Raw genomic sequence first — 17,190 nt, 5'->3', positions numbered from 1 at the left:
TGTTTCAACGTGATGCCCGTGGTAGAAATTCATTCGCAGAACGAGGAAAGTGAACCGAACATGGTCAGTTCCACCAAGACGCTGACGGTATCCTACGGCACTTTTTCCTGCACCGCTGCAGGCTTCGAAGATCCACTCGCCGTCGTCAAGGAGGCGGCCGCGTTCTTCCACGGGTTGGTGCAGGAGGACAGCTTCTTCGGATCCGAGCCCGCCCGGCTCGATGGCGCACTCATCGAAAGCTTCCGACGCGCCGGCATCGACGCCGAACAGACGCAGGATGGCCTGACCCTGCGCCCCGCGGCAGAGGACGAAACCGTCCCCGACCCGGCCGCCGAACCGCCCGGGGACCCCGAAGCAGACCTCGCGGACATCTCCGCCCTCGATGGGCTTGCCAGCCACGAGGCGCCGCAGCCGGCGAGCGACGAAAACGAGCTTGCGCCACCGGCGGACGAACTCGCCGCCGAAGAGGACTGGCAGGACAGCATGCCCGTGGCGCCTGCCGAACCGGCTCCGCATACCGACAGCATCGATGCGCGCCTCGACAGGATTCGCGCCCTCGTTCGACAGCCGCGCATGCACGCAGGCCCACATCCCGCCGCCGCCGAGGAACAATCACCGGAGGCGCCTTCTCCGGTGAAACCGGCCGCGGAGGAGGAAGACGCTCCGTCGGCCTCGCACGACGGGCCTCGCGATGAGCCCGGGAGTGTCACCTTCACGGCCGCGCCCGAGGCCACGGCCACCGCCCCAGGAATTCGCACCCGCATCCTCAAGATCCAGCGCTCGGATTTCGAGGAGGCGCTCGCAACCGGTCGCTTCGACGCGTCGCCCGTGGAGCAAGAGCTCGAGGAGGAAGAGACCCTCGGCGAAGCCCACCAGCCCCCCGGCACGCTCACCCCCGAGGAAGAGGCCGAGCTCGCGCGTGAACTCGAGGCCGTGAAGGCCGAGCTTGCCGACGACTGGGACGACGAGGGCGACCGTGAGGTCAATCTCGGCGGCTCAGTCACGGCCCGCCCGCACGATCCCGAAGATCACGCCACGAACGACCTCGCTACCACAGGTGCCGACCGCCCCGAGGACCTGGCGGAGCGGCTCGTCCGCGAAAATGTGCGCAAGACCGTCAAGCTGTCGAACCGCGGGCGTGCCATGCTGACCGAAGGCTCCGTCGACGACGGCAACAACACCTCGCGTCTTCTGGACGAGACCAACCGCGAAATGGCGGAGCCCGAGGGCAACCGCCGCCGCAGCGCCATCGCGCACCTGCGCGCCGCCGTCGCGGCAACCCGGGCCGACCGTCTTCTCGGGCGCAAACCGGACGAAGCCAAGCAAGCCGAGCCCTATCGCGAGGACCTCGCCACCGTCGTACGCCCACGGCCTCATCCGCCCGCCCGCAACCCGCTCGAGCGGCCCGTGGTCTCCGCCGTCTGGCGCGCCGAGGGCGCCCCGCTGAAGCTCGTCGCCGAACAGCAGGTCGCGCCGCCGCGCACGGATTCTCCGCTGCGCCCGCGCAACGTCAGCCCTGCGGGGATCGACAGCCCCGTGGCCCCGGACACGCAGTCGGACACACCTGACACCGGATTCCCGGAATACGCCGAAAAGGTCGGCGCCCGCACGCTCTCCGAACGGCTCGAAGCGGCGGCGGCCTATATCTCTTTCGTGGAAGGCCGCGACCAGTTTTCCAGGCCCCAGCTCATGGCCACGCTGCGCCTCGCCGATACCGAGGACTCCAGCCGCGAGGACCGGCTGCGCAGCTTCGGCCAGCTGCTCCGCGAGGGGAAGATCGAAAAGACGCGCGGGGGCCGCTTCACCGCCTCCGACCGCATCGGCTTCAAGCCACCGCAGGCCGCCGCGGGCTGACGCCATCCATCGGCGCATGCAATAAAAAGGCGGCCCTGAAGGCCGCCTTTTCCTATTTCCCGTCGGGGTCGTCCTGCCCGACGCCCTTGAAGACGAACTTGAAGGGCAGCGCCCAGAGCACGCCGAGCACCACGTAGACCAGCAGTTCCACCAGTATCGGCGGCCGGTCCAGCCAGTTCACCACCGTAACCGCCGCCACGATGTAGAGCGGCAGCCCCACCAGCAGAATCACCAGCGACCAGCGTTTGCGTGCCTTGTAGCCCAGCGCCATGCCTGCCTCAGTCCGCGAAGGGATCGGTGACGAGGATCGTGTCCTCGCGTTCCGGCGAGGTCGACAGCAGCGCCACCGGGCAGCCGATCAGCTCCTCGACGCGGCGTACGTACTTGATGGCCGCACCAGGAAGATCCGCCCAACTGCGCGCGCCCTCGGTCGACTCGCTCCAGCCTTCCATTTCCTCGTAGATCGGCTTGCAGCGCGCCTGCTCCTCCGAGGCGGTCGGCAAGTAGTCGAGCCGCTTGCCGTCCAGCTCGTAGCCTACGCAGATCTTCAGCCGCTCGAACCCGTCCAGCACGTCGAGCTTGGTCAGCGAGATGCCGTTCACGCCCGAAGTCGCGCAGGTCTGGCGCACCAGCACCGCGTCGAACCAGCCGCAGCGGCGCTTGCGCCCCGTCACAGTGCCGAACTCATGGCCCCGTTCACCCAGCCGCTGGCCGTCGTCGTCATCCAGCTCCGTCGGGAAGGGCCCCTCGCCCACGCGGGTGGTGTAGGCCTTCACGATGCCCAGCACGAAGTCGACCGACCCGGGACCAATCCCGGTGCCCGTGGCCGCCTGTCCGGCGATCACGTTGGACGAGGTGACAAAGGGATAGGTGCCAAAGTCGATGTCCAGCAGCGCGCCCTGCGCGCCTTCGAACAGGATCCGGTGACCGGCGCGGCGCTTCTCGTTCAGCACCTTCCAGACGGGGCCCGCGTATTCCAGCACCTTGGGCGCGATCTCCCGCAGCGCGGCCAGCAGGCCCTCGCGGTCCACCGGCTCCATGCCCAGACCGCGACGCAGCGCGTCGTGATGCGTAAGCGCGCGGTCCACGCGCGATTCCAGCGTCGCGTCGTCGGCGAGATCGGCCACGCGCACCGCTCGGCGGCCCACCTTGTCCTCGTAGGCGGGGCCGATGCCGCGCCCGGTGGTGCCGATCTTGGTTCCCTTGCTGGCAGCATCCTCGCGCGCCCGGTCAAGCTCGCCGTGAATCGGCAGGATCAGCGGCGTGTTCTCGGCGATCATCAGCGTCTCGGGGCTGATGGTGACGCCCTGCTTACGGATCGTCTCGATCTCCTGCACCAGGTGCCAGGGGTCGAGCACCACGCCGTTACCGATAACTGACAGCTTGCCGCCCCGCACCACGCCCGAAGGCAGCGCGTTGAGCTTGAAGACCGCCCCGTCGACGACAAGCGTATGGCCGGCGTTATGGCCGCCCTGGAAGCGGCAGATCACATCCGCCCGGCTCGAGAGCCAGTCGACGATCTTGCCCTTGCCCTCGTCGCCCCATTGCGCGCCAACGACAACCACGTTTGCCATGCCTAAACCTTTCCGTCGGAAAACCCGCGCCGGTATAGCGGCGCGCGCTGCCGCGCGAAACCGCGAATTTGGTCCGCCCTGCAACCGATCCGCACCGGCGCGCGCACGCAAGCGCCGGCAATCCCTTTCCGGTCACGACTTCCTGCCCGCGAGACCAAGCGCCGGGTTGCGCGCGCCGCCCGCTTCCCATAGATACCCGCCAAACTTCAGCCACCCGCAGGCCCCCATGCAGAACGTCCTTCTCATCGTGCTTCTTCTCCTGGCGCTCGCGCTCATCGGCATCGTGCTGCTGCAACGGTCCGAAGGCGGCGGGCTCGGCATGGGCGGCGGTGGCGGCGCCATGTCCCAGCGCTCGGCGGCCAACGCGATGACCCGGCTGACCTGGATCCTGGGCGCGGCCTTCATGGTGACCTCGCTGGCACTGACCATCCTTGCCGCGGCGAACGTCGAAGGCGGTTCGGTTCTGGACCGGCTGAACGGCGCACCCGTGACCGAGGATATCGGCGAAGAAGGCGACGGCGGCTCCGGCCTCGATGCCGACAGTCTGCTGCCCCCGCCGTCGGCCACCGACAGCGGCGACCAGGGCTCCGACGACGCACCGCTCGTGCCGCGCGCGGACTGAACGCCACAACACATTGGCGAAATTTAACCGACCGCAACATCATCTTGCGGTCGTCTGGACAGAACTGGCCGAATCCACTATAGCTCAAATCCCGTGACGACGTCGCCGGGATGGGCGGCGGTTTGGCAAAAAACGCAGTCAAATCACGGGGTTGCGCGACATGGCACGATTCATCTTCATCACCGGCGGGGTCGTGTCCTCTCTCGGCAAGGGCCTGGCTTCGGCGGCGCTTGGCTCGCTCCTGCAGGCCCGCGGCTTCTCCGTCCGTCTGCGCAAGCTCGATCCCTACCTGAACGTCGACCCGGGCACGATGTCGCCCTTCGAGCATGGCGAGGTCTTCGTCACCGACGACGGCGCCGAAACCGACCTCGACCTCGGCCACTACGAACGCTTCACCGGCGTGCCCGCTCGCAAGACCGACAGCATCTCCTCGGGCCGCATCTACACCAACGTGCTCGAGAAGGAGCGCCGCGGCGACTACCTCGGCAAGACCATCCAGGTGGTTCCCCACGTCACCAACGAGATCAAGGAATTCCTGAAGATCGGCGAGGACGAGGTCGATTTCATGCTCTGCGAGATCGGCGGCACTGTCGGCGACATCGAGGGCCTGCCCTTCTTCGAGGCGATCCGCCAGTTCAGCCACGACAAGCCGCGCGGCGAGTCGATCTTCATGCACCTGACGCTGCTGCCCTACCTCGCGGCAAGCGGAGAGCTGAAGACCAAGCCGACCCAGCACTCGGTCAAGGAGCTGCAGTCCATCGGCATCGCGCCCGATATCCTGGTCTGCCGGTCCGAGCAGCCGATCCCCCAGAAGGAGCGCGAAAAGATCGCGCTCTTCTGCAACGTCCGACCCGATTCCGTCGTGCCGGCCTACGACCTCAAGTCGATCTACGAGGCGCCGCTGGCCTATCACCGCGAAGGGCTGGACCAGGCCGTTCTGGACGCCTTCGGCATCTCGCCGGCGCCGCGCCCGAACCTCGACAGCTGGTATGACGTGGCCGACCGGGTCGAGAACCCCGAGGGCGAGGTCAAGGTCGCCATCGTCGGCAAGTACGTCCAGCTGGAAGACGCCTACAAGTCGATCAAGGAGGCCCTCACTCACGGCGGCATGGCCAACCGGGTGAAGGTCATCGTCGAATGGGTCGACAGCGAGCTCTTCGAGCGCGAGGACCCCGCCCCGCATCTCGAGGGCTATGACGCCATCCTCGTGCCCGGCGGCTTCGGCGAGCGCGGCACCGAGGGCAAGATCAAGGCCGCCCAGTTCGCCCGCGAACACAAGGTCCCCTACCTTGGCATCTGCCTCGGCATGCAGATGGCCGTGATCGAGGCCGCCCGGAACCTCGCCGGCTTCTCCACCGCGGGGTCCGAGGAATTCGACCACGAGGCCGGCGAAAAGCGGTTCGAGCCGGTCGTCTACCACCTCAAGGAATGGGTGCAGGGCAACAAGAAGGTCAACCGCCGCCCCGACGACGCCAAGGGCGGCACCATGCGCCTCGGCGCCTATGACGCCGTGCTCTCCGAAGGCTCCCGCGTGGCCGGTATATACGGTACTACCAGCATCGACGAACGCCACCGCCACCGCTACGAGGTGGACGTGAAGTACCGCAAGCCGCTCGAGGAATGCGGGATGCTCTTCTCCGGCATGTCGCCCGACGGCAAGCTGCCCGAGATCGTCGAATGGCCCGACCACCCGTGGTTCGTGGGCGTCCAGTTTCACCCGGAACTCAAGTCCAAACCCTTCGCCCCCCACCCCCTCTTCCGCGACTTCGTGCGCGCCGCCAAGGAATCCAGCCGGCTCGTCTGAGGCCGCGGAACAGCTTGCGACGATAGCCCGGCGCCCCTAGGCTCCGGGCATGGCCCTCTCCGTCTTCACAACGCTCGCCGATGAAGAGACAGCCCGCCGCATCGCCCGCGGCGCGGTCGAGAAGAAGCTTGCCGCCTGCGTCCAGATGGACCGGATCGAGAGCTTCTACGAATGGGACGGTATCCAGCAGGACAGCGAGATCCGGCTGATGTTCAAGACCTCGGACGAGGGCTACCACCGGCTTGCCGACTACATCCTGTCCGAGCACCCCTACGACGAACCCGCGCTCTGGGCGACGCAGACGGTGCGCGGCTCGACAAGTTTCCTCGACTGGATCGACGCCAACAGCGCGGGGTGATATGCGCCTCGGGCGCAGCCCAAGCCAGCGAGACCAGATGCTTTCCTACCAGCACGCCTATCACGCCGGGAACCTGGCCGACCTGCACAAGCATGCGACGCTCGCCTGGGTGCTGGCCTACCTCACCCGCAAGGACAAGCCGCTCAGCTATATCGAGACCCACGCCGGGCGCGGGCTTTACGACCTGACCAGCGCCGAGGCGACCAAGACCGGCGAGGCGGCGGGTGGCATCGGCGCCCACGCGGACTGGTTCAAGCCCGACGATCCCTACCGGCAGGCGCTCGACGCGCTGCGGCAGGCCCACGGCCCCGACACCTACCCCGGATCGCCTGCCATCGCCGCGCACCTGCTGCGTCCCTCCGACAGCCTGCATCTGGCCGAGCTGCACCCGCAGGAGCACGAGGCCCTGCGCGCCGCCCTGCGCGGCCCCAACATCCGTCTCTACCGGCAGGACGGTCTGGAACTTGCGCAAAGTCTCACGCCGCCCGATCCTCGGCGGGGCCTGATGCTCATCGACCCCAGCTGGGAGATCAAGACCGACTACGCCGCGATCCCCGCCGCGATGCAGAAGCTGCACGCCAAGTGGAACGTCGGCGTCCAGATCCTCTGGTATCCGATCCTGCAGGACGGCCCGCACGTGCCCATGCTGCGCCAGCTTCAGGACGCGATCCCCGAAGGCCTGCGGCAAGAGGTCCGCTTTCCGCCCGTCCGCAAGGGCCACCGCATGATCGGCTCGGGGCTCTTCATCGTGAACCCGCCCTGGGGGCTGGAGGCACGGCTGAAAGACCTCACCGCCCGCTTCGCCCGCCTGAAAGGCTAGATCCATGCTCGAACGTCTCACCGCCCTCTTCCGTCACCACGAAGAGCCGCTGCCGCCGCTGGACGAGAACCTCGCCCTCGGCGTGCTGCTGGTGCGCGTCGCACAGGCCGACCACGTCTACCGCGTCGAGGAAATCGCGCGCATCGACGAGATCCTCGCCGCGGGCCTCGACCTGAACCCGGTCGAGGCCGCCCGCATGCGCGCTACCTGCGAAAAGCTGTCCAAGGCCCTGGCCGACGAAGAGGCGCTCGCGGCCCTGATCCGCGACAGCGTGCCCGAGGCAAAGCGCATCGCCGCGGCGCAGGCACTGCGCGATGTGGCCATGGCCGACGGCAGCACGGCCGAGGCGCAGGCCGACATCATCGAACACGTCGCGGATCGCCTTGGCGTTTCGGGCGTTGATCCCGACGGCGCGAAGCGCCCCTAGCCGTACCCGCCCGAGAGGTTATATCCGTCCCATGTTCGAGAACTTCCTGAACCGCCTGTTCCAGCCCGAGCCCGAGCAGCTTCCCGACGAGGACGCCCGCCTCGCGCTCACCGCGCTGCTCGTCCGCGTCGCCCGTTCCGACGGGGATTACGAGGCCGCCGAACAGTCGCGCATCGACCGCATCGCCGCCACGCGCTACGGGCTCTCGCCCTTCGAGGCCTCCAAGCTGCGCGGCGAGGCCGAAAGCCTCGAGGCCGAGGCCCCCGACACCGTGCGCTTCACCCGCGCCATCAAGGACGTGGTCCCCTACGAGGAGCGCATCGCCGTGATCGAGGCGCTCTGGCAGGTGGCGCTGGCCGACGGCGAACGCGACGAGGAAGAGGACGCGCTCCTGCGGCTCGTCGCCAGCCTTCTGGGCATCAACGACCGCGACTCGGCCCTCGCCCGGCAGCGCGTCGGCGGATGATCGTCTCGCTTCCGATGTACGACCGCGCCGAAACGGCGGCGGCGAACGATGCCCTGTGGCAGGGCGTGCGCGCCCGGCTCGGCTACGGACCCGAGGCGCTCCACCGCGACATCGGCCTCTGGGAGGCCTGGCTTGCCCCGGACCTGTTGCTCTCGCAGACCTGCAACCTGCCTTACCGGCTGCGCCTGCACGGCCACGTGCAGCTTGTCGGCAGCCCCGACTACGAACTGCCCGGCTGCCCGCCCGGTTATTACAATTCGGTGCTGGTCGCGCGTGCCGACGATGACCGCGCCCTGCCCCAACTCGCCAAGCGCAGCGTGATCAACCAGCCGCACAGCCAGTCGGGCTTCGGCGCCCTCTGGTATCACCTCGCCGACCACGGCATCACCCCCACGATCGTCGGTGAAAGCGGCGGCCACGTCCGCTCGGCCCCGATGGTGGCGGAGGGCGCCGGCGATCTGGCCTGCATCGACGCTCTGAGCTGGCGGCTCATCAAGCGCCACGATCCCGTCGCCGCGCAGCTGCGCGAGATCGACCGCACCGCGCCCACGCCCGCCACGCCCTACATCACCGGCGCCGGCACGGACCTCGACGCTTTGCGCGAGTCTCTTTCCGGCGCAATAGCTGGGCTCGCCCCCGAACACCGCGAGGCCCTGTCGCTCCAGGACCTCGCCGTTCTCGACGAAGCCGCCTACCTCAACCTGCCCAACCCACCGGCGCGCGACGCAGCGTGAGCCCGTGCCGGGGCGATTGCGCATTGCATCACCTGCTCCGAGCCGCCATCGTTCCCGCCGTTGCAACGAACGGATGGGACAGTGACGCAGGACGACCCGGTCATCGCGATAAAGGACCTTCACAAGGCCTACGGATCGCTCGAAGTGCTCAAGGGCGTGGACATCACCGCACGGCGCGGCGACGTGGTCTCGCTCATCGGATCCTCGGGATCGGGCAAGTCCACGCTCTTGCGCTGCTGCAACCTGCTCGAGGACAGCCAGCAGGGCGAGATCCGCTTCAAGGGCGAACCCGTGCACTGGAAAGGCAGCGGACATGACCGCCGTCCGGCGGACGCGAAACAGGTGCTGCGGATCCGCACGAACCTGTCGATGGTCTTCCAGCAGTTCAACCTGTGGGCCCATATGACAATCCTGCAGAACGTCATGGAGGCGCCGGTGACCGTCCTCGGCCGCGACCGCGCCCAGGTCGAGGAGGCGGCCCGCGGCTATCTCGACAAGGTGGGCATCGGCGACAAGTGCGACGCCTATCCCGCGCAGCTTTCCGGCGGCCAGCAGCAGCGCGCCGCCATCGCCCGCGGGCTCTGCATGGAGCCCGAGGCGCTGCTTTTCGACGAGCCCACCTCCGCGCTGGACCCCGAGCTGGAGCAGGAGGTGGTGCGCGTCATCAAGTCCCTCGCCGAGGAGGGTCGCACCATGCTCATCGTCACGCACGACATGAAGATGGCCGCCGACGTGAGCGACCACGTGGTCTTTCTCCACAAGGGACGGATCGAGGAAGAAGGCGCGCCGGACACGCTCTTCGGCAGCCCGCAGACCGACCGCCTGCGCGGCTTCCTCTCGGCCACCGCACACGCCTGACAGGCAGGCGCCGGTTTCGCGGGCGCCTGCGCAAACTACGGGCAGATTACCATACGGCCCCCCTTGCCAAGCGTTTCCGAAGGCATGAGGCTCTGGCCACCAATGGCGCCGGACAGCGGCGCAACGACAGGGAGAACCACATGAAAAAGATCCTTCTCGGCACCGCCGCTCTGGCGCTGACCGCAGGCGTCGCCATGGCGCAGGACACCGTCCGCATGGGCACCGAGGGCGCCTACCCTCCGTACAACTTCATCGACGACAACGGCGACGTGGCCGGCTTCGAGATCGTGCTGGGCAACGAGCTCTGCGCCCGCGCCGAACTGACCTGCGAATGGGTCACCAACGACTGGGATTCGATCATCCCCAACCTCGTGTCCTCGAACTACGACACGATCATGGCTGGCATGAGCATCACCGACGAGCGTGACGAGGTCATCGACTTCACGCAGGACTACTACCCGCCGACCGAAAGCGCCTATGTCGCCATGTCCGAGGAGGCCGACTTCGAAAGCGGCGTGGTCGCGGCGCAGGCCTCGACCATCCAGGCCGCCCACGTGGCCGAGGGCGACGCCGCCCTGATCGAGTTCGCGACGCCCGAGGAAACCGTCTCGGCCATGCGCAGCGGCGAGGCCGACGCGGTGTTCGCGGACTACGACTACCTCAAGCCCATCGTCGACGCCTCGGGTGGCGAGCTGATGTTCGTGGGCGACCCCGTTCCGCTCGGCGGCGGCATCGGCATGGGCCTGCGCGAGAGCGACACCGAGCTGAAGGAAAAGTTCGACGCCGCGATCACCTCCATGAAGGAAGACGGCTCGCTCAACGAACTGCTCGTGGAGTGGTTCGGCGAGGAAATCGGCCAGTACTGAGGCCACGCGGGGTGCGCTACCGGCGCGCCCCATCGCCTGACCGGGCGCCCCCGCGCCCGCCGGAGCCCGACCGATGTTCTCCTACTGCGCAGATCCCGAAACGCTGGACGGCCTGACATGGCTGTCGTGCTACCTGACCACGGGCAAGCACATGGCCTTCTACGGCGCCTTCGGCACCGTGCTTCTGCTGCTGGCGATCACCGCGCCCACGGCCTTGGCCTTCGGCTTCGGCGGGGCGAGCGCCGCGCGTTCGAGTCTTGCGCCGCTGCGCTGGGTCGGCAAGGCCTATATCTCGATCGTGCGCGGCGTGCCGGACATCGCCTTCTTCCTCTTCTTCGTGATCGCGCTCGACCAGGGGTTCGAGTGGCTGCGCCACCAGGCGCTCTGCCCCGGCTGGGACCAGCCGGTCCGCCAGGGCAACGATTTCGTCGTCTGCCAGGCCGCCAAGCTGCCGCTCTCCTCGGCGCCGCAGTGGATCCACGAGGTCTACGGCTTCTTCCTGGCGGTGCTGACCTTTGCCATCGTCTTCGGCGCCTTCGCGGCCAATGTCCTCTACGGAGCCATGCGGGCGGTGCCGCGCGCGCAGCTCGAGACCGCCGAGGCCTACGGCATGTCGCAGCGCCAGTGCTTCTGGCGCATCCTCGTGCCGCAGATGTGGGTCTATGCACTGCCGGGCCTTTCGAACCTCTGGATGGTGCTCATCAAGGCCACGCCGCTGCTGTTCCTGCTGGGGGTCGAGGACATCGTCTACTGGGCGCGCGAGCTTGGTGGCACCAAGACGCCGCAGTTCACCGATTACCCGCACGGCGACTGGCGCATGTGGTACTTCCTTGCCCTGCTGGTCTTCTACCTTGCCTTCACCCGGGTGTCCGAGCTGGTGCTGGAGCGGATCATGGCACGCCTGAACCACGGGCAGGCGACCTCGGGCGGCGACGCGCAGAGGACGACCGCATGAGCGGCGATCTGTCTTGCTGGCCGGGCCGGGGGCGCTGCCCCCGCCGCGCGGACGCGCGGCTCCCCCGAGGTATTTTCAGCGAGAAGAAAGGCGGGCGCGCGTGAGCTGCTGGGAGGTCATCGCCGATTACGGGCTGCGGTCGCTGGGCATCGGCGAGCGGCTGCTGCCGCGCGATGATTTCACGCTCTGCAAGCAGGTCGTGCTGATCGGCTCGGGCATGATCTGGAACATCTACTTCGGCGCGCTGGCGCTGGTCACGGGGTTCTTCCTCGCCACCGCCGTGGCGCTCGGCAAGGCGGCGCGGAACCCGGTGGCGCGCAAGCTCAGCACCTGGTTCATCTTCGTCTTCCGCGGCTCGCCGCTCTTCATCCAGTTCTTCTTCGCCTATTTCGCCTTCCTGTCGCTCAAGGGCGTGTCGCCGATCTTCGATCCCTTCACGGCGGCCTGGCTCGGGGCGCTGATCGTGCTATTCCTGAACACGGCCGCCTATTCGGGCGAGATCTTCTACGGCGCGTTGCAGGCGATCCCGCGCGGGGATCTCGAGGCGGCGGATGCCTACGGCTTCACCGGCTGGGCGCGGTTCCGGCGGATCACCTGGCCCACGCTGCTGCGGCTGGCCTGGCCCGCCTATACCAACGAGGCGATCTTCCTGTTTCATGCCACGACGCTGGTCTACTTCAGCGGCTTCCCGGCCTGGCGGCAGAAGGGCGACGCTCTTTACTACGCGAACTACTTTGCCGACAAGACCTTCAACCCCTTCGTGCCCTACCCGATCCTCGCGGGCTATTTCATCCTGCTGACGCTGGTCATCATCGGGATCTTCGGGCTGGTGAACCGCCGGCTGAACCGCCACCTGCCGCAGGCGGCGCGCGGGAAGATCCGCTTCCGGCCCAACCTGCTGCGCTGAGGCGTCAGTGCTCGGGCGGGGTCCAGTCCGCCTGCGGCAGCTTGCGGCGGCGCAGGCGCAGGGCCATGCCCAGCGCCACGCCCACCCCGATCGCCACCGTGAGGTCGGCTACCACGGTCAGTACCAGCGTGAGCCCCAGAAGCGCGAGGTCCGAGCGGCGGTCGCGCAGGTAGCCACGCCAGCGGCCCGGTTCGCTCATGTTCCAGGCGGTCAGGATCAGCAGCCCCGCCAGCGCGGGCATGGCCAGCAGGCCCGCGAGCGGCGCGGCCACCATCATCACCACGAGGATGGTCAGCGCGTGCACCAGCCCCGCCACCGGCGTCCGCCCGCCCGCGCGCACGTTGGTCGCGGTGCGCGCGATGGCCCCCGTGGCCGGGAGCCCGCCGAACACCGCCGAGCCGATGTTGGCCGCGCCCTGGGCGATGACCTCGGCGTTGGAGCGGTGGTTTCCCTCGATCATCCGGTCGGCCACCATGGCCGAGAGCAGGGATTCGATCCCCGCGAGGAAGGCGATGACCAGCGCCGAGGGCAGCAGTTCGACCACGTGCGCCAGCGTGATCTCGGGCAGCGCGGGCATGGGCAGGCGGTCGGGCAGCGCGCCGAAGCGGTCGCCGATGGTTTCCACCCCCATGCCGGGCAGCGCCGCCAGCGACGATCCCGCCGCCACAGCGACGATCAGGCCCGGGAAGCGCGGGAAGGCGCGGCGCAGCGCCACGATCAGCCCCATGGTGACCATGGCCACCGCAAGGCTCGGCCAGTGCAAGCTGCCCCGCGCTGCCCAGAGCGCGGGGATCTTCTCAAGGAAATCCGCTGGCACCTCGCCCATCTGCAGCCCCAGCGCGTCCTTGAGCTGGCTTGCCGCGATGATGACCGCGATGCCGATGGTGAAGCCGTTGATGACCGGCTCGGGCACGTAGCGCACGAGGCTGCCGGCGCGTGCCAGCCCCGCCGCAACCAGGATCAGCCCCGCCATCAGCGTCGCCAGCACCAGCCCGTCGTAACCGTGTTCGGCGATGACACCGTAGACCACGACGATGAAGGCACCCGTCGGCCCGCCGATCTGCACCCGGCTGCCGCCCAGCAGGGATATCAGGAAGCCGCCCACGATGGCCGTGACCAGCCCCACGCCCGGGTCCGCCCCCGAGGCGATGGCGATCGCCATGCTCAGCGGCAGCGCCACCATGGCCACGGTCACGCCCGCGGCACTGTCGCGGGCCAAGTCGCCTGCGCCGTAACCGCGCAGCGTCGTGAGGATCTTGGGTGTCATGTGACACGTTCTCTGCCTGCCACTTCGTCACTGCAAGAGGACAGCCTGACGCAAAGACCATTGATGCTGGACAACCCCGCCGGCCCCCCGTTATTCCTCTTTTGATCAAATTCCAGAGGTTTCCCATGCCCGCCCCCTCGTCCGATTGGCTTCGCGAACATCCCCAGGTGCGTACGATCCGCGCCGCCGCCTGCGACCTCAACGGCGTCGCGCGCGGCAAGCGCATGCCGGCCCGCTACGCTGAAAAGGTCGTGACCGACGGCACGCGCTTTCCCATCTCGGCGCTCAGCCTCGACATCTGGGGCGAGGACATCGACGACAGCCCGCTGGTCTTCGAGACCGGCGACCGCGACGGCGTGCTGCGTCCGACCGAGCGGGGCTTCGTGCCCATGCCCTGGCTCGAGGCCCCCAGCGCCCTGCTGCCGATCTGGATGTTCCGCGAGGACGGCCGCCCCTACGACGGCGATCCGCGCCACTGCCTGCGCCGCGTGGTCGAACGCTACAAGGCCAAGGGGCTGACCCCCGTGGTCGCGGTCGAGCTCGAGTTCTTCCTGATCGACGACAGCAGCCGCAACCTTCAGGTGCCGATCAGCCCGCGCTCGAACAAGCGCCGCAAAGCGGCCGAGATCCTGTCGATCCGCGCGCTCGACGCCTTCGATCAGTTCTTCACCGACCTCTACGAGGCCTGCGAGGCCATGGACATCCCGGCCGAAACCGCGATTTCCGAGGCCGGGCTCGGCCAGTTCGAGATCAACCTCGTGCACTGCGACGACGCGCTGCGCGCCGCCGACGACGCCTGGCTCTTCAAGATGCTGGTCAAGGGGCTCGCCCGCCGCCACGGCTTTGCCGCCTCCTTCATGGCGAAACCCTACGAGGATTACGCCGGCAGTGGCATGCACGCGCATTTCTCGGTGCTGGACGACGAGGGGCGCAACATCTTCGACGACGGCGGCCCCAAGGGCACCGACGCCCTGCGCCATGCCATCGCCGGCTGTCTCGAGGCCATGTCCGACAGCGCGCTGATCTTCGCGCCGCATCTCAACTCCTACGACCGGCTGGTGCCCGAGGCGCACGCGCCCTCGGGGCTCTGCTGGGCCTACGAGAACCGCACCGTGGCGATCCGCGTGCCCTCGGGGCCGCCGCCCGCACGCCGGATCGAACACCGGGTGTCGGGCGGGGACGTGAACCCCTACCTCGCGCTTTCCGCCATCCTCGGGGCGGCGCTGAACGGCATCGAGGACGGCGTCGAGCCGCCCGATCCGATCACCGGCAACGCCTACGCGCAGGACCTGCCGCGCATCCCCGACACCTGGGGCGCCGCGATCGAGGCCTTCGAAGCCAGCAAGGTCATGCCGCGCATCTTCCCCGAAGAGCTCATCCGCAACATGCTCCTCACGAAGCGGCAGGAGCTCCACTACATGGCCGAGCTCGAACCCCACGAGCAGGTGGAAATCTACCTCGACACGGTCTGAGACACGCCGGGCGCGCCGCCCGCTTGCGGCGCCCCGCCACCCCTTCTAGGGTCCAGACGGCAACAATCGGTGCTTCATGAAAATCGGCATTCTGCAAACCGGGAAGATGGCGCCTGAACTGGCGCCTCAGACCGGCGAGTATCCCGCCATGTTCGAGCGGCTGCTGGCCCCGCATGGCTTCGACTTCCAGACATGGGCCGTGGTCGACGGCGAATTTCCCGAGGGGCCCGAGGCGGCGGACGGCTGGCTCATCACCGGCTCCAAGCACGGCGCCTACGAGGATCACCCCTGGATCCCGCCGCTGGAACAGCTCATCCGCGACATCACCGCCTCGGGCAAGCCGCTGATCGGCGTGTGCTTCGGCCACCAGATCATCGCGCAGGCGCTGGGGGGCAAGGTGGAAAAATACGACGGCGGCTGGTCCGTCGGTCCGCAGCTCTACGACTTCGAGGGCACGCCCACGCGGCTTCAGGCCTGGCACCAGGACCAGGTGACCGAACTGCCCGAGGGCGCCGAGGTCACGGGCCGCAGCGACTTCTGCCGCTACGCCGCCCTGCACTACCCGGGCCGGGCCACCTACACGGTGCAGGCCCACCCCGAGTTCGACGATGCGATCACGCAGGGACTCATCACCTATCGCGGCAAGGGGGTCGTACCGGACGATCTGCTGGCCGGGGCGCAGGCGGAACTGGGCGGCAAGCTCGACCGCGAAAGGCTCTCGGCGCGCTTCGCGCATTTCTTCCGGACAGGAGAGCTTTCATGAGCGACGACTGGATCAAGGGCCTGCCCGAGGCCGCGCAGAGCTACCTCGAGAACCGCAGGCTCGACGAGGTGGAATGCATCATCTCGGACCTGCCGGGCATCGCCCGCGGCAAGGCCGTGCCCGCCTCGAAATTCGCCCGGATGAAGCACTTCCACCTGCCGGATTCGATCTTCTTCCAGACCATCACCGGCGACTGGTCGGACGCCGCCGACGAGGACGGTTTCATCGAGAAGGACATGATCCTTCGGCCCGACATGACCACCGCAAGCGCCGCACCCTGGACCGGCGACTGGACGCTGCAGGTGATCCACGACGCCTTCGACCGCCAGGGCGAACCGGTGCCCTTCTCGCCGCGCAACGTGCTCAAGCGGGTCTGCGCGCTCTACGAGGCGCAGGGCTGGAAACCGGTCGTTGCGCCCGAGATGGAATTCTACCTCATCGCCCGCAACCTCGACCCAGCTCGCGACATCGAGCCGATGGTGGGCCGCTCGGGGCGTCCGGCGGCAGCGCGGCAGAGCTACTCGATGACGGCGGTGGACGAATTCGGCCCCGTCATCGACGACATCTACGATTTCGCCGAGGCGCAGGGCTTCGAGATCGACGGCATCACGCAGGAAGGCGGCGCCGGCCAGCTCGAGATCAACCTGCGCCACGGCGATCCGGTGAAGCTTGCCGACGAGGTCTTCTACTTCAAGCGCCTGATCCGCGAGGCGGCGATGCGGCACGACTGCTACGCCACCTTCATGGCCAAACCCATCGCCGACGAGCCGGGCAGCGCCATGCACATCCACCACTCGGTGCTGGACAGGGCCACGGGGCAGAACCTGTTTTCCTCGCCCGACGGCAGCGAGAGCGCGGCCTTCTTCCACTTCATCGGCGGGCTGCAGACCCACCTGCCCTCGGCCATCGCGGTGCAGGCGCCCTACGTGAACTCCTACCGCCGCTACGTGCGCGACCACGCCGCGCCCATCAACCTCGAATGGGCGCAGGACAACCGCACCACCGGCATCCGCATCCCGATCTCCGAGCCCGAGGCGCGGCGGGTCGAGAACCGGCTGGCGGGCATGGACTGCAACCCCTACCTCGGCATCGCCGCCTCGCTCGCCTGCGGCTACCTCGGCCTCATGGAGGCGCGCAAACCCTCACCCGAGTTCCGCGGCGACGCCTATGCCGGCGAGGGCGACATCCCCCGCGTGCTGGGACAGGCACTGGATCTCTTCGACGAGGCCGAAGGCCTGCACGAGGTGCTGGGCGCCGATTTCGCGCGGGTCTACAGCATCGTGAAGCGTACCGAGTACGAGGAATTCCTGCAGGTCATCAGCCCCTGGGAACGAGAGCACCTGCTGACCAACGTCTGATCCCGATGTGCGCCTTGCGGCGCGCATTCCCTGCGCCGGGGCTGCGCCCCCGGAGCCCAGACTAGAGGGGCGCTGCCCCTCTTGG

Annotated in this window: 18 protein-coding genes; 15 read left to right on the top strand and 3 right to left on the bottom strand. The window is 68.1% G+C overall.

Going from position 1 to position 17,190, the window contains the following annotated elements:
* Nucleotides 1–60 precede the first annotated feature (60 nt).
* On the top strand, nucleotides 61–1,854 hold the full coding sequence (locus C8N44_RS06475) for a hypothetical protein (RefSeq protein ID WP_107975365.1): 1,794 nt from the start codon (nucleotides 61–63) through the stop codon (nucleotides 1,852–1,854).
* 52 nt (nucleotides 1,855–1,906) lie between these two features.
* On the opposite strand, the gene C8N44_RS06470 is transcribed toward C8N44_RS06475, so the two are convergent.
* Both C8N44_RS06470 and C8N44_RS06465 read right to left on the bottom strand, forming a co-directional pair.
* A complete protein-coding gene (locus C8N44_RS06470) occupies nucleotides 1,907–2,125 on the bottom strand; it encodes a DUF2842 domain-containing protein (RefSeq protein ID WP_107975364.1) in 219 nt (72 codons plus the stop codon).
* A 7-nt stretch (nucleotides 2,126–2,132) separates the two neighbouring features.
* Complete coding sequence (locus C8N44_RS06465) at nucleotides 2,133–3,428, bottom strand: adenylosuccinate synthase (RefSeq protein WP_107975363.1); 1,296 nt, start codon at nucleotides 3,426–3,428, stop codon at nucleotides 2,133–2,135.
* A gap of 226 nt (nucleotides 3,429–3,654) precedes the next feature.
* Here C8N44_RS06465 and secG point away from each other — a divergent pair, with 226 nt between their 5' ends.
* The 11 genes from secG to C8N44_RS06410 all read left to right on the top strand — a co-directional run bounded on the left by secG (nucleotide 3,655) and on the right by C8N44_RS06410 (nucleotide 12,245).
* A complete protein-coding gene (gene secG / locus C8N44_RS06460) occupies nucleotides 3,655–4,050 on the top strand; it encodes a preprotein translocase subunit SecG (RefSeq protein ID WP_107975362.1) in 396 nt (131 codons plus the stop codon).
* Nucleotides 4,051–4,210: 160 nt separating this feature from the next.
* Entirely contained in the window at nucleotides 4,211–5,854 is a 1,644-nt protein-coding gene (locus C8N44_RS06455) for a CTP synthase (RefSeq protein ID WP_107975361.1), read from the top strand.
* Between the two features lie 49 nt (nucleotides 5,855–5,903).
* Entirely contained in the window at nucleotides 5,904–6,212 is a 309-nt protein-coding gene (cutA, locus tag C8N44_RS06450; protein WP_107975360.1) for a divalent-cation tolerance protein CutA, read from the top strand.
* 37 nt (nucleotides 6,213–6,249) lie between these two features.
* On the top strand, nucleotides 6,250–7,032 hold the full coding sequence (locus C8N44_RS06445; protein WP_107975359.1) for a 23S rRNA (adenine(2030)-N(6))-methyltransferase RlmJ: 783 nt from the start codon (nucleotides 6,250–6,252) through the stop codon (nucleotides 7,030–7,032).
* A gap of 4 nt (nucleotides 7,033–7,036) precedes the next feature.
* Nucleotides 7,037–7,459 (top strand): tellurite resistance TerB family protein, encoded by a 423-nt coding sequence (locus tag C8N44_RS06440; protein ID WP_107975358.1) that lies wholly within the window; start codon nucleotides 7,037–7,039, stop codon nucleotides 7,457–7,459.
* Between the two features lie 31 nt (nucleotides 7,460–7,490).
* On the top strand, nucleotides 7,491–7,925 hold the full coding sequence (locus C8N44_RS06435) for a tellurite resistance TerB family protein (RefSeq protein WP_107975357.1): 435 nt from the start codon (nucleotides 7,491–7,493) through the stop codon (nucleotides 7,923–7,925).
* Nucleotides 7,922–8,659 carry a phosphate/phosphite/phosphonate ABC transporter substrate-binding protein gene (locus C8N44_RS06430; RefSeq protein WP_107975356.1) on the top strand — a complete coding sequence of 246 codons (738 nt, stop codon included), beginning with the start codon at nucleotides 7,922–7,924 and terminating at the stop codon, nucleotides 8,657–8,659. Before C8N44_RS06435 ends, C8N44_RS06430 begins: the two co-directional genes overlap by 4 nt.
* 81 nt (nucleotides 8,660–8,740) lie before the next feature.
* On the top strand, nucleotides 8,741–9,517 hold the full coding sequence (locus C8N44_RS06425; protein ID WP_107975355.1) for an ABC transporter ATP-binding protein: 777 nt from the start codon (nucleotides 8,741–8,743) through the stop codon (nucleotides 9,515–9,517).
* Nucleotides 9,518–9,657: 140 nt separating this feature from the next.
* The gene (locus C8N44_RS06420; protein WP_107975354.1) at nucleotides 9,658–10,383 is read left to right on the top strand and encodes a transporter substrate-binding domain-containing protein; all 726 of its coding nucleotides are present in this window, start codon (nucleotides 9,658–9,660) and stop codon (nucleotides 10,381–10,383) included.
* A gap of 73 nt (nucleotides 10,384–10,456) precedes the next feature.
* Complete coding sequence (locus C8N44_RS06415) at nucleotides 10,457–11,338, top strand: ABC transporter permease (RefSeq protein ID WP_107975353.1); 882 nt, start codon at nucleotides 10,457–10,459, stop codon at nucleotides 11,336–11,338.
* Nucleotides 11,339–11,438: 100 nt separating this feature from the next.
* Nucleotides 11,439–12,245, top strand: a complete 807-nt coding sequence (locus tag C8N44_RS06410; RefSeq protein WP_107975352.1) for an ABC transporter permease — start codon at nucleotides 11,439–11,441, stop codon at nucleotides 12,243–12,245.
* Between the two features lie 4 nt (nucleotides 12,246–12,249).
* Here C8N44_RS06410 and C8N44_RS06405 read toward each other — a convergent pair whose 3' ends face one another.
* Nucleotides 12,250–13,512 (bottom strand): SulP family inorganic anion transporter, encoded by a 1,263-nt coding sequence (locus C8N44_RS06405; protein WP_107975351.1) that lies wholly within the window; start codon nucleotides 13,510–13,512, stop codon nucleotides 12,250–12,252.
* Nucleotides 13,513–13,637: 125 nt separating this feature from the next.
* On the opposite strand from C8N44_RS06405, the gene C8N44_RS06400 reads away from it, so the two are divergent.
* The 3 genes from C8N44_RS06400 (at nucleotide 13,638) to C8N44_RS06390 (ending at nucleotide 17,105) form a co-directional block, all read left to right on the top strand.
* Nucleotides 13,638–14,984 carry a glutamine synthetase family protein gene (locus C8N44_RS06400; protein WP_107975350.1) on the top strand — a complete coding sequence of 449 codons (1,347 nt, stop codon included), beginning with the start codon at nucleotides 13,638–13,640 and terminating at the stop codon, nucleotides 14,982–14,984.
* A gap of 76 nt (nucleotides 14,985–15,060) precedes the next feature.
* Nucleotides 15,061–15,747 (top strand): type 1 glutamine amidotransferase, encoded by a 687-nt coding sequence (locus tag C8N44_RS06395; RefSeq protein ID WP_107975349.1) that lies wholly within the window; start codon nucleotides 15,061–15,063, stop codon nucleotides 15,745–15,747.
* On the top strand, nucleotides 15,744–17,105 hold the full coding sequence (locus tag C8N44_RS06390) for a glutamine synthetase family protein (RefSeq protein WP_107975348.1): 1,362 nt from the start codon (nucleotides 15,744–15,746) through the stop codon (nucleotides 17,103–17,105). Before C8N44_RS06395 ends, C8N44_RS06390 begins: the two co-directional genes overlap by 4 nt.
* The last annotated feature ends 85 nt before the right edge of the window (nucleotides 17,106–17,190 follow it).

The organism is Allosediminivita pacifica (assembly GCF_003054175.1).
Lineage (GTDB): Bacteria > Pseudomonadota > Alphaproteobacteria > Rhodobacterales > Rhodobacteraceae > Allosediminivita > Allosediminivita pacifica.
The sequence above is the reverse complement of the archived record's forward strand: the minus strand, read 5'-3'. Positions and strand labels throughout refer to the sequence as shown.

Excerpts from the sequence above, each read along its gene's own strand:
- C8N44_RS06475 (WP_107975365.1), top strand. The coding sequence starts at position 61 with ATGGTCAGTTCCACCAAGACGCTGACGGTATCCTACGGCACTTTTTCC.
- C8N44_RS06470 (WP_107975364.1), bottom strand. The coding sequence starts at position 2,125 with ATGGCGCTGGGCTACAAGGCACGCAAACGCTGGTCGCTGGTGATTCTG.
- C8N44_RS06465 (WP_107975363.1), bottom strand. The coding sequence starts at position 3,428 with ATGGCAAACGTGGTTGTCGTTGGCGCGCAATGGGGCGACGAGGGCAAG.
- secG (WP_107975362.1), top strand. The coding sequence starts at position 3,655 with ATGCAGAACGTCCTTCTCATCGTGCTTCTTCTCCTGGCGCTCGCGCTC.
- C8N44_RS06455 (WP_107975361.1), top strand. The coding sequence starts at position 4,211 with ATGGCACGATTCATCTTCATCACCGGCGGGGTCGTGTCCTCTCTCGGC.
- cutA (WP_107975360.1), top strand. The coding sequence starts at position 5,904 with ATGGCCCTCTCCGTCTTCACAACGCTCGCCGATGAAGAGACAGCCCGC.
- C8N44_RS06445 (WP_107975359.1), top strand. The coding sequence starts at position 6,250 with ATGCTTTCCTACCAGCACGCCTATCACGCCGGGAACCTGGCCGACCTG.
- C8N44_RS06440 (WP_107975358.1), top strand. The coding sequence starts at position 7,037 with ATGCTCGAACGTCTCACCGCCCTCTTCCGTCACCACGAAGAGCCGCTG.
- C8N44_RS06435 (WP_107975357.1), top strand. The coding sequence starts at position 7,491 with ATGTTCGAGAACTTCCTGAACCGCCTGTTCCAGCCCGAGCCCGAGCAG.
- C8N44_RS06430 (WP_107975356.1), top strand. The coding sequence starts at position 7,922 with ATGATCGTCTCGCTTCCGATGTACGACCGCGCCGAAACGGCGGCGGCG.
- C8N44_RS06420 (WP_107975354.1), top strand. The coding sequence starts at position 9,658 with ATGAAAAAGATCCTTCTCGGCACCGCCGCTCTGGCGCTGACCGCAGGC.
- C8N44_RS06415 (WP_107975353.1), top strand. The coding sequence starts at position 10,457 with ATGTTCTCCTACTGCGCAGATCCCGAAACGCTGGACGGCCTGACATGG.
- C8N44_RS06405 (WP_107975351.1), bottom strand. The coding sequence starts at position 13,512 with ATGACACCCAAGATCCTCACGACGCTGCGCGGTTACGGCGCAGGCGAC.
- C8N44_RS06400 (WP_107975350.1), top strand. The coding sequence starts at position 13,638 with ATGCCCGCCCCCTCGTCCGATTGGCTTCGCGAACATCCCCAGGTGCGT.
- C8N44_RS06395 (WP_107975349.1), top strand. The coding sequence starts at position 15,061 with ATGAAAATCGGCATTCTGCAAACCGGGAAGATGGCGCCTGAACTGGCG.
- C8N44_RS06390 (WP_107975348.1), top strand. The coding sequence starts at position 15,744 with ATGAGCGACGACTGGATCAAGGGCCTGCCCGAGGCCGCGCAGAGCTAC.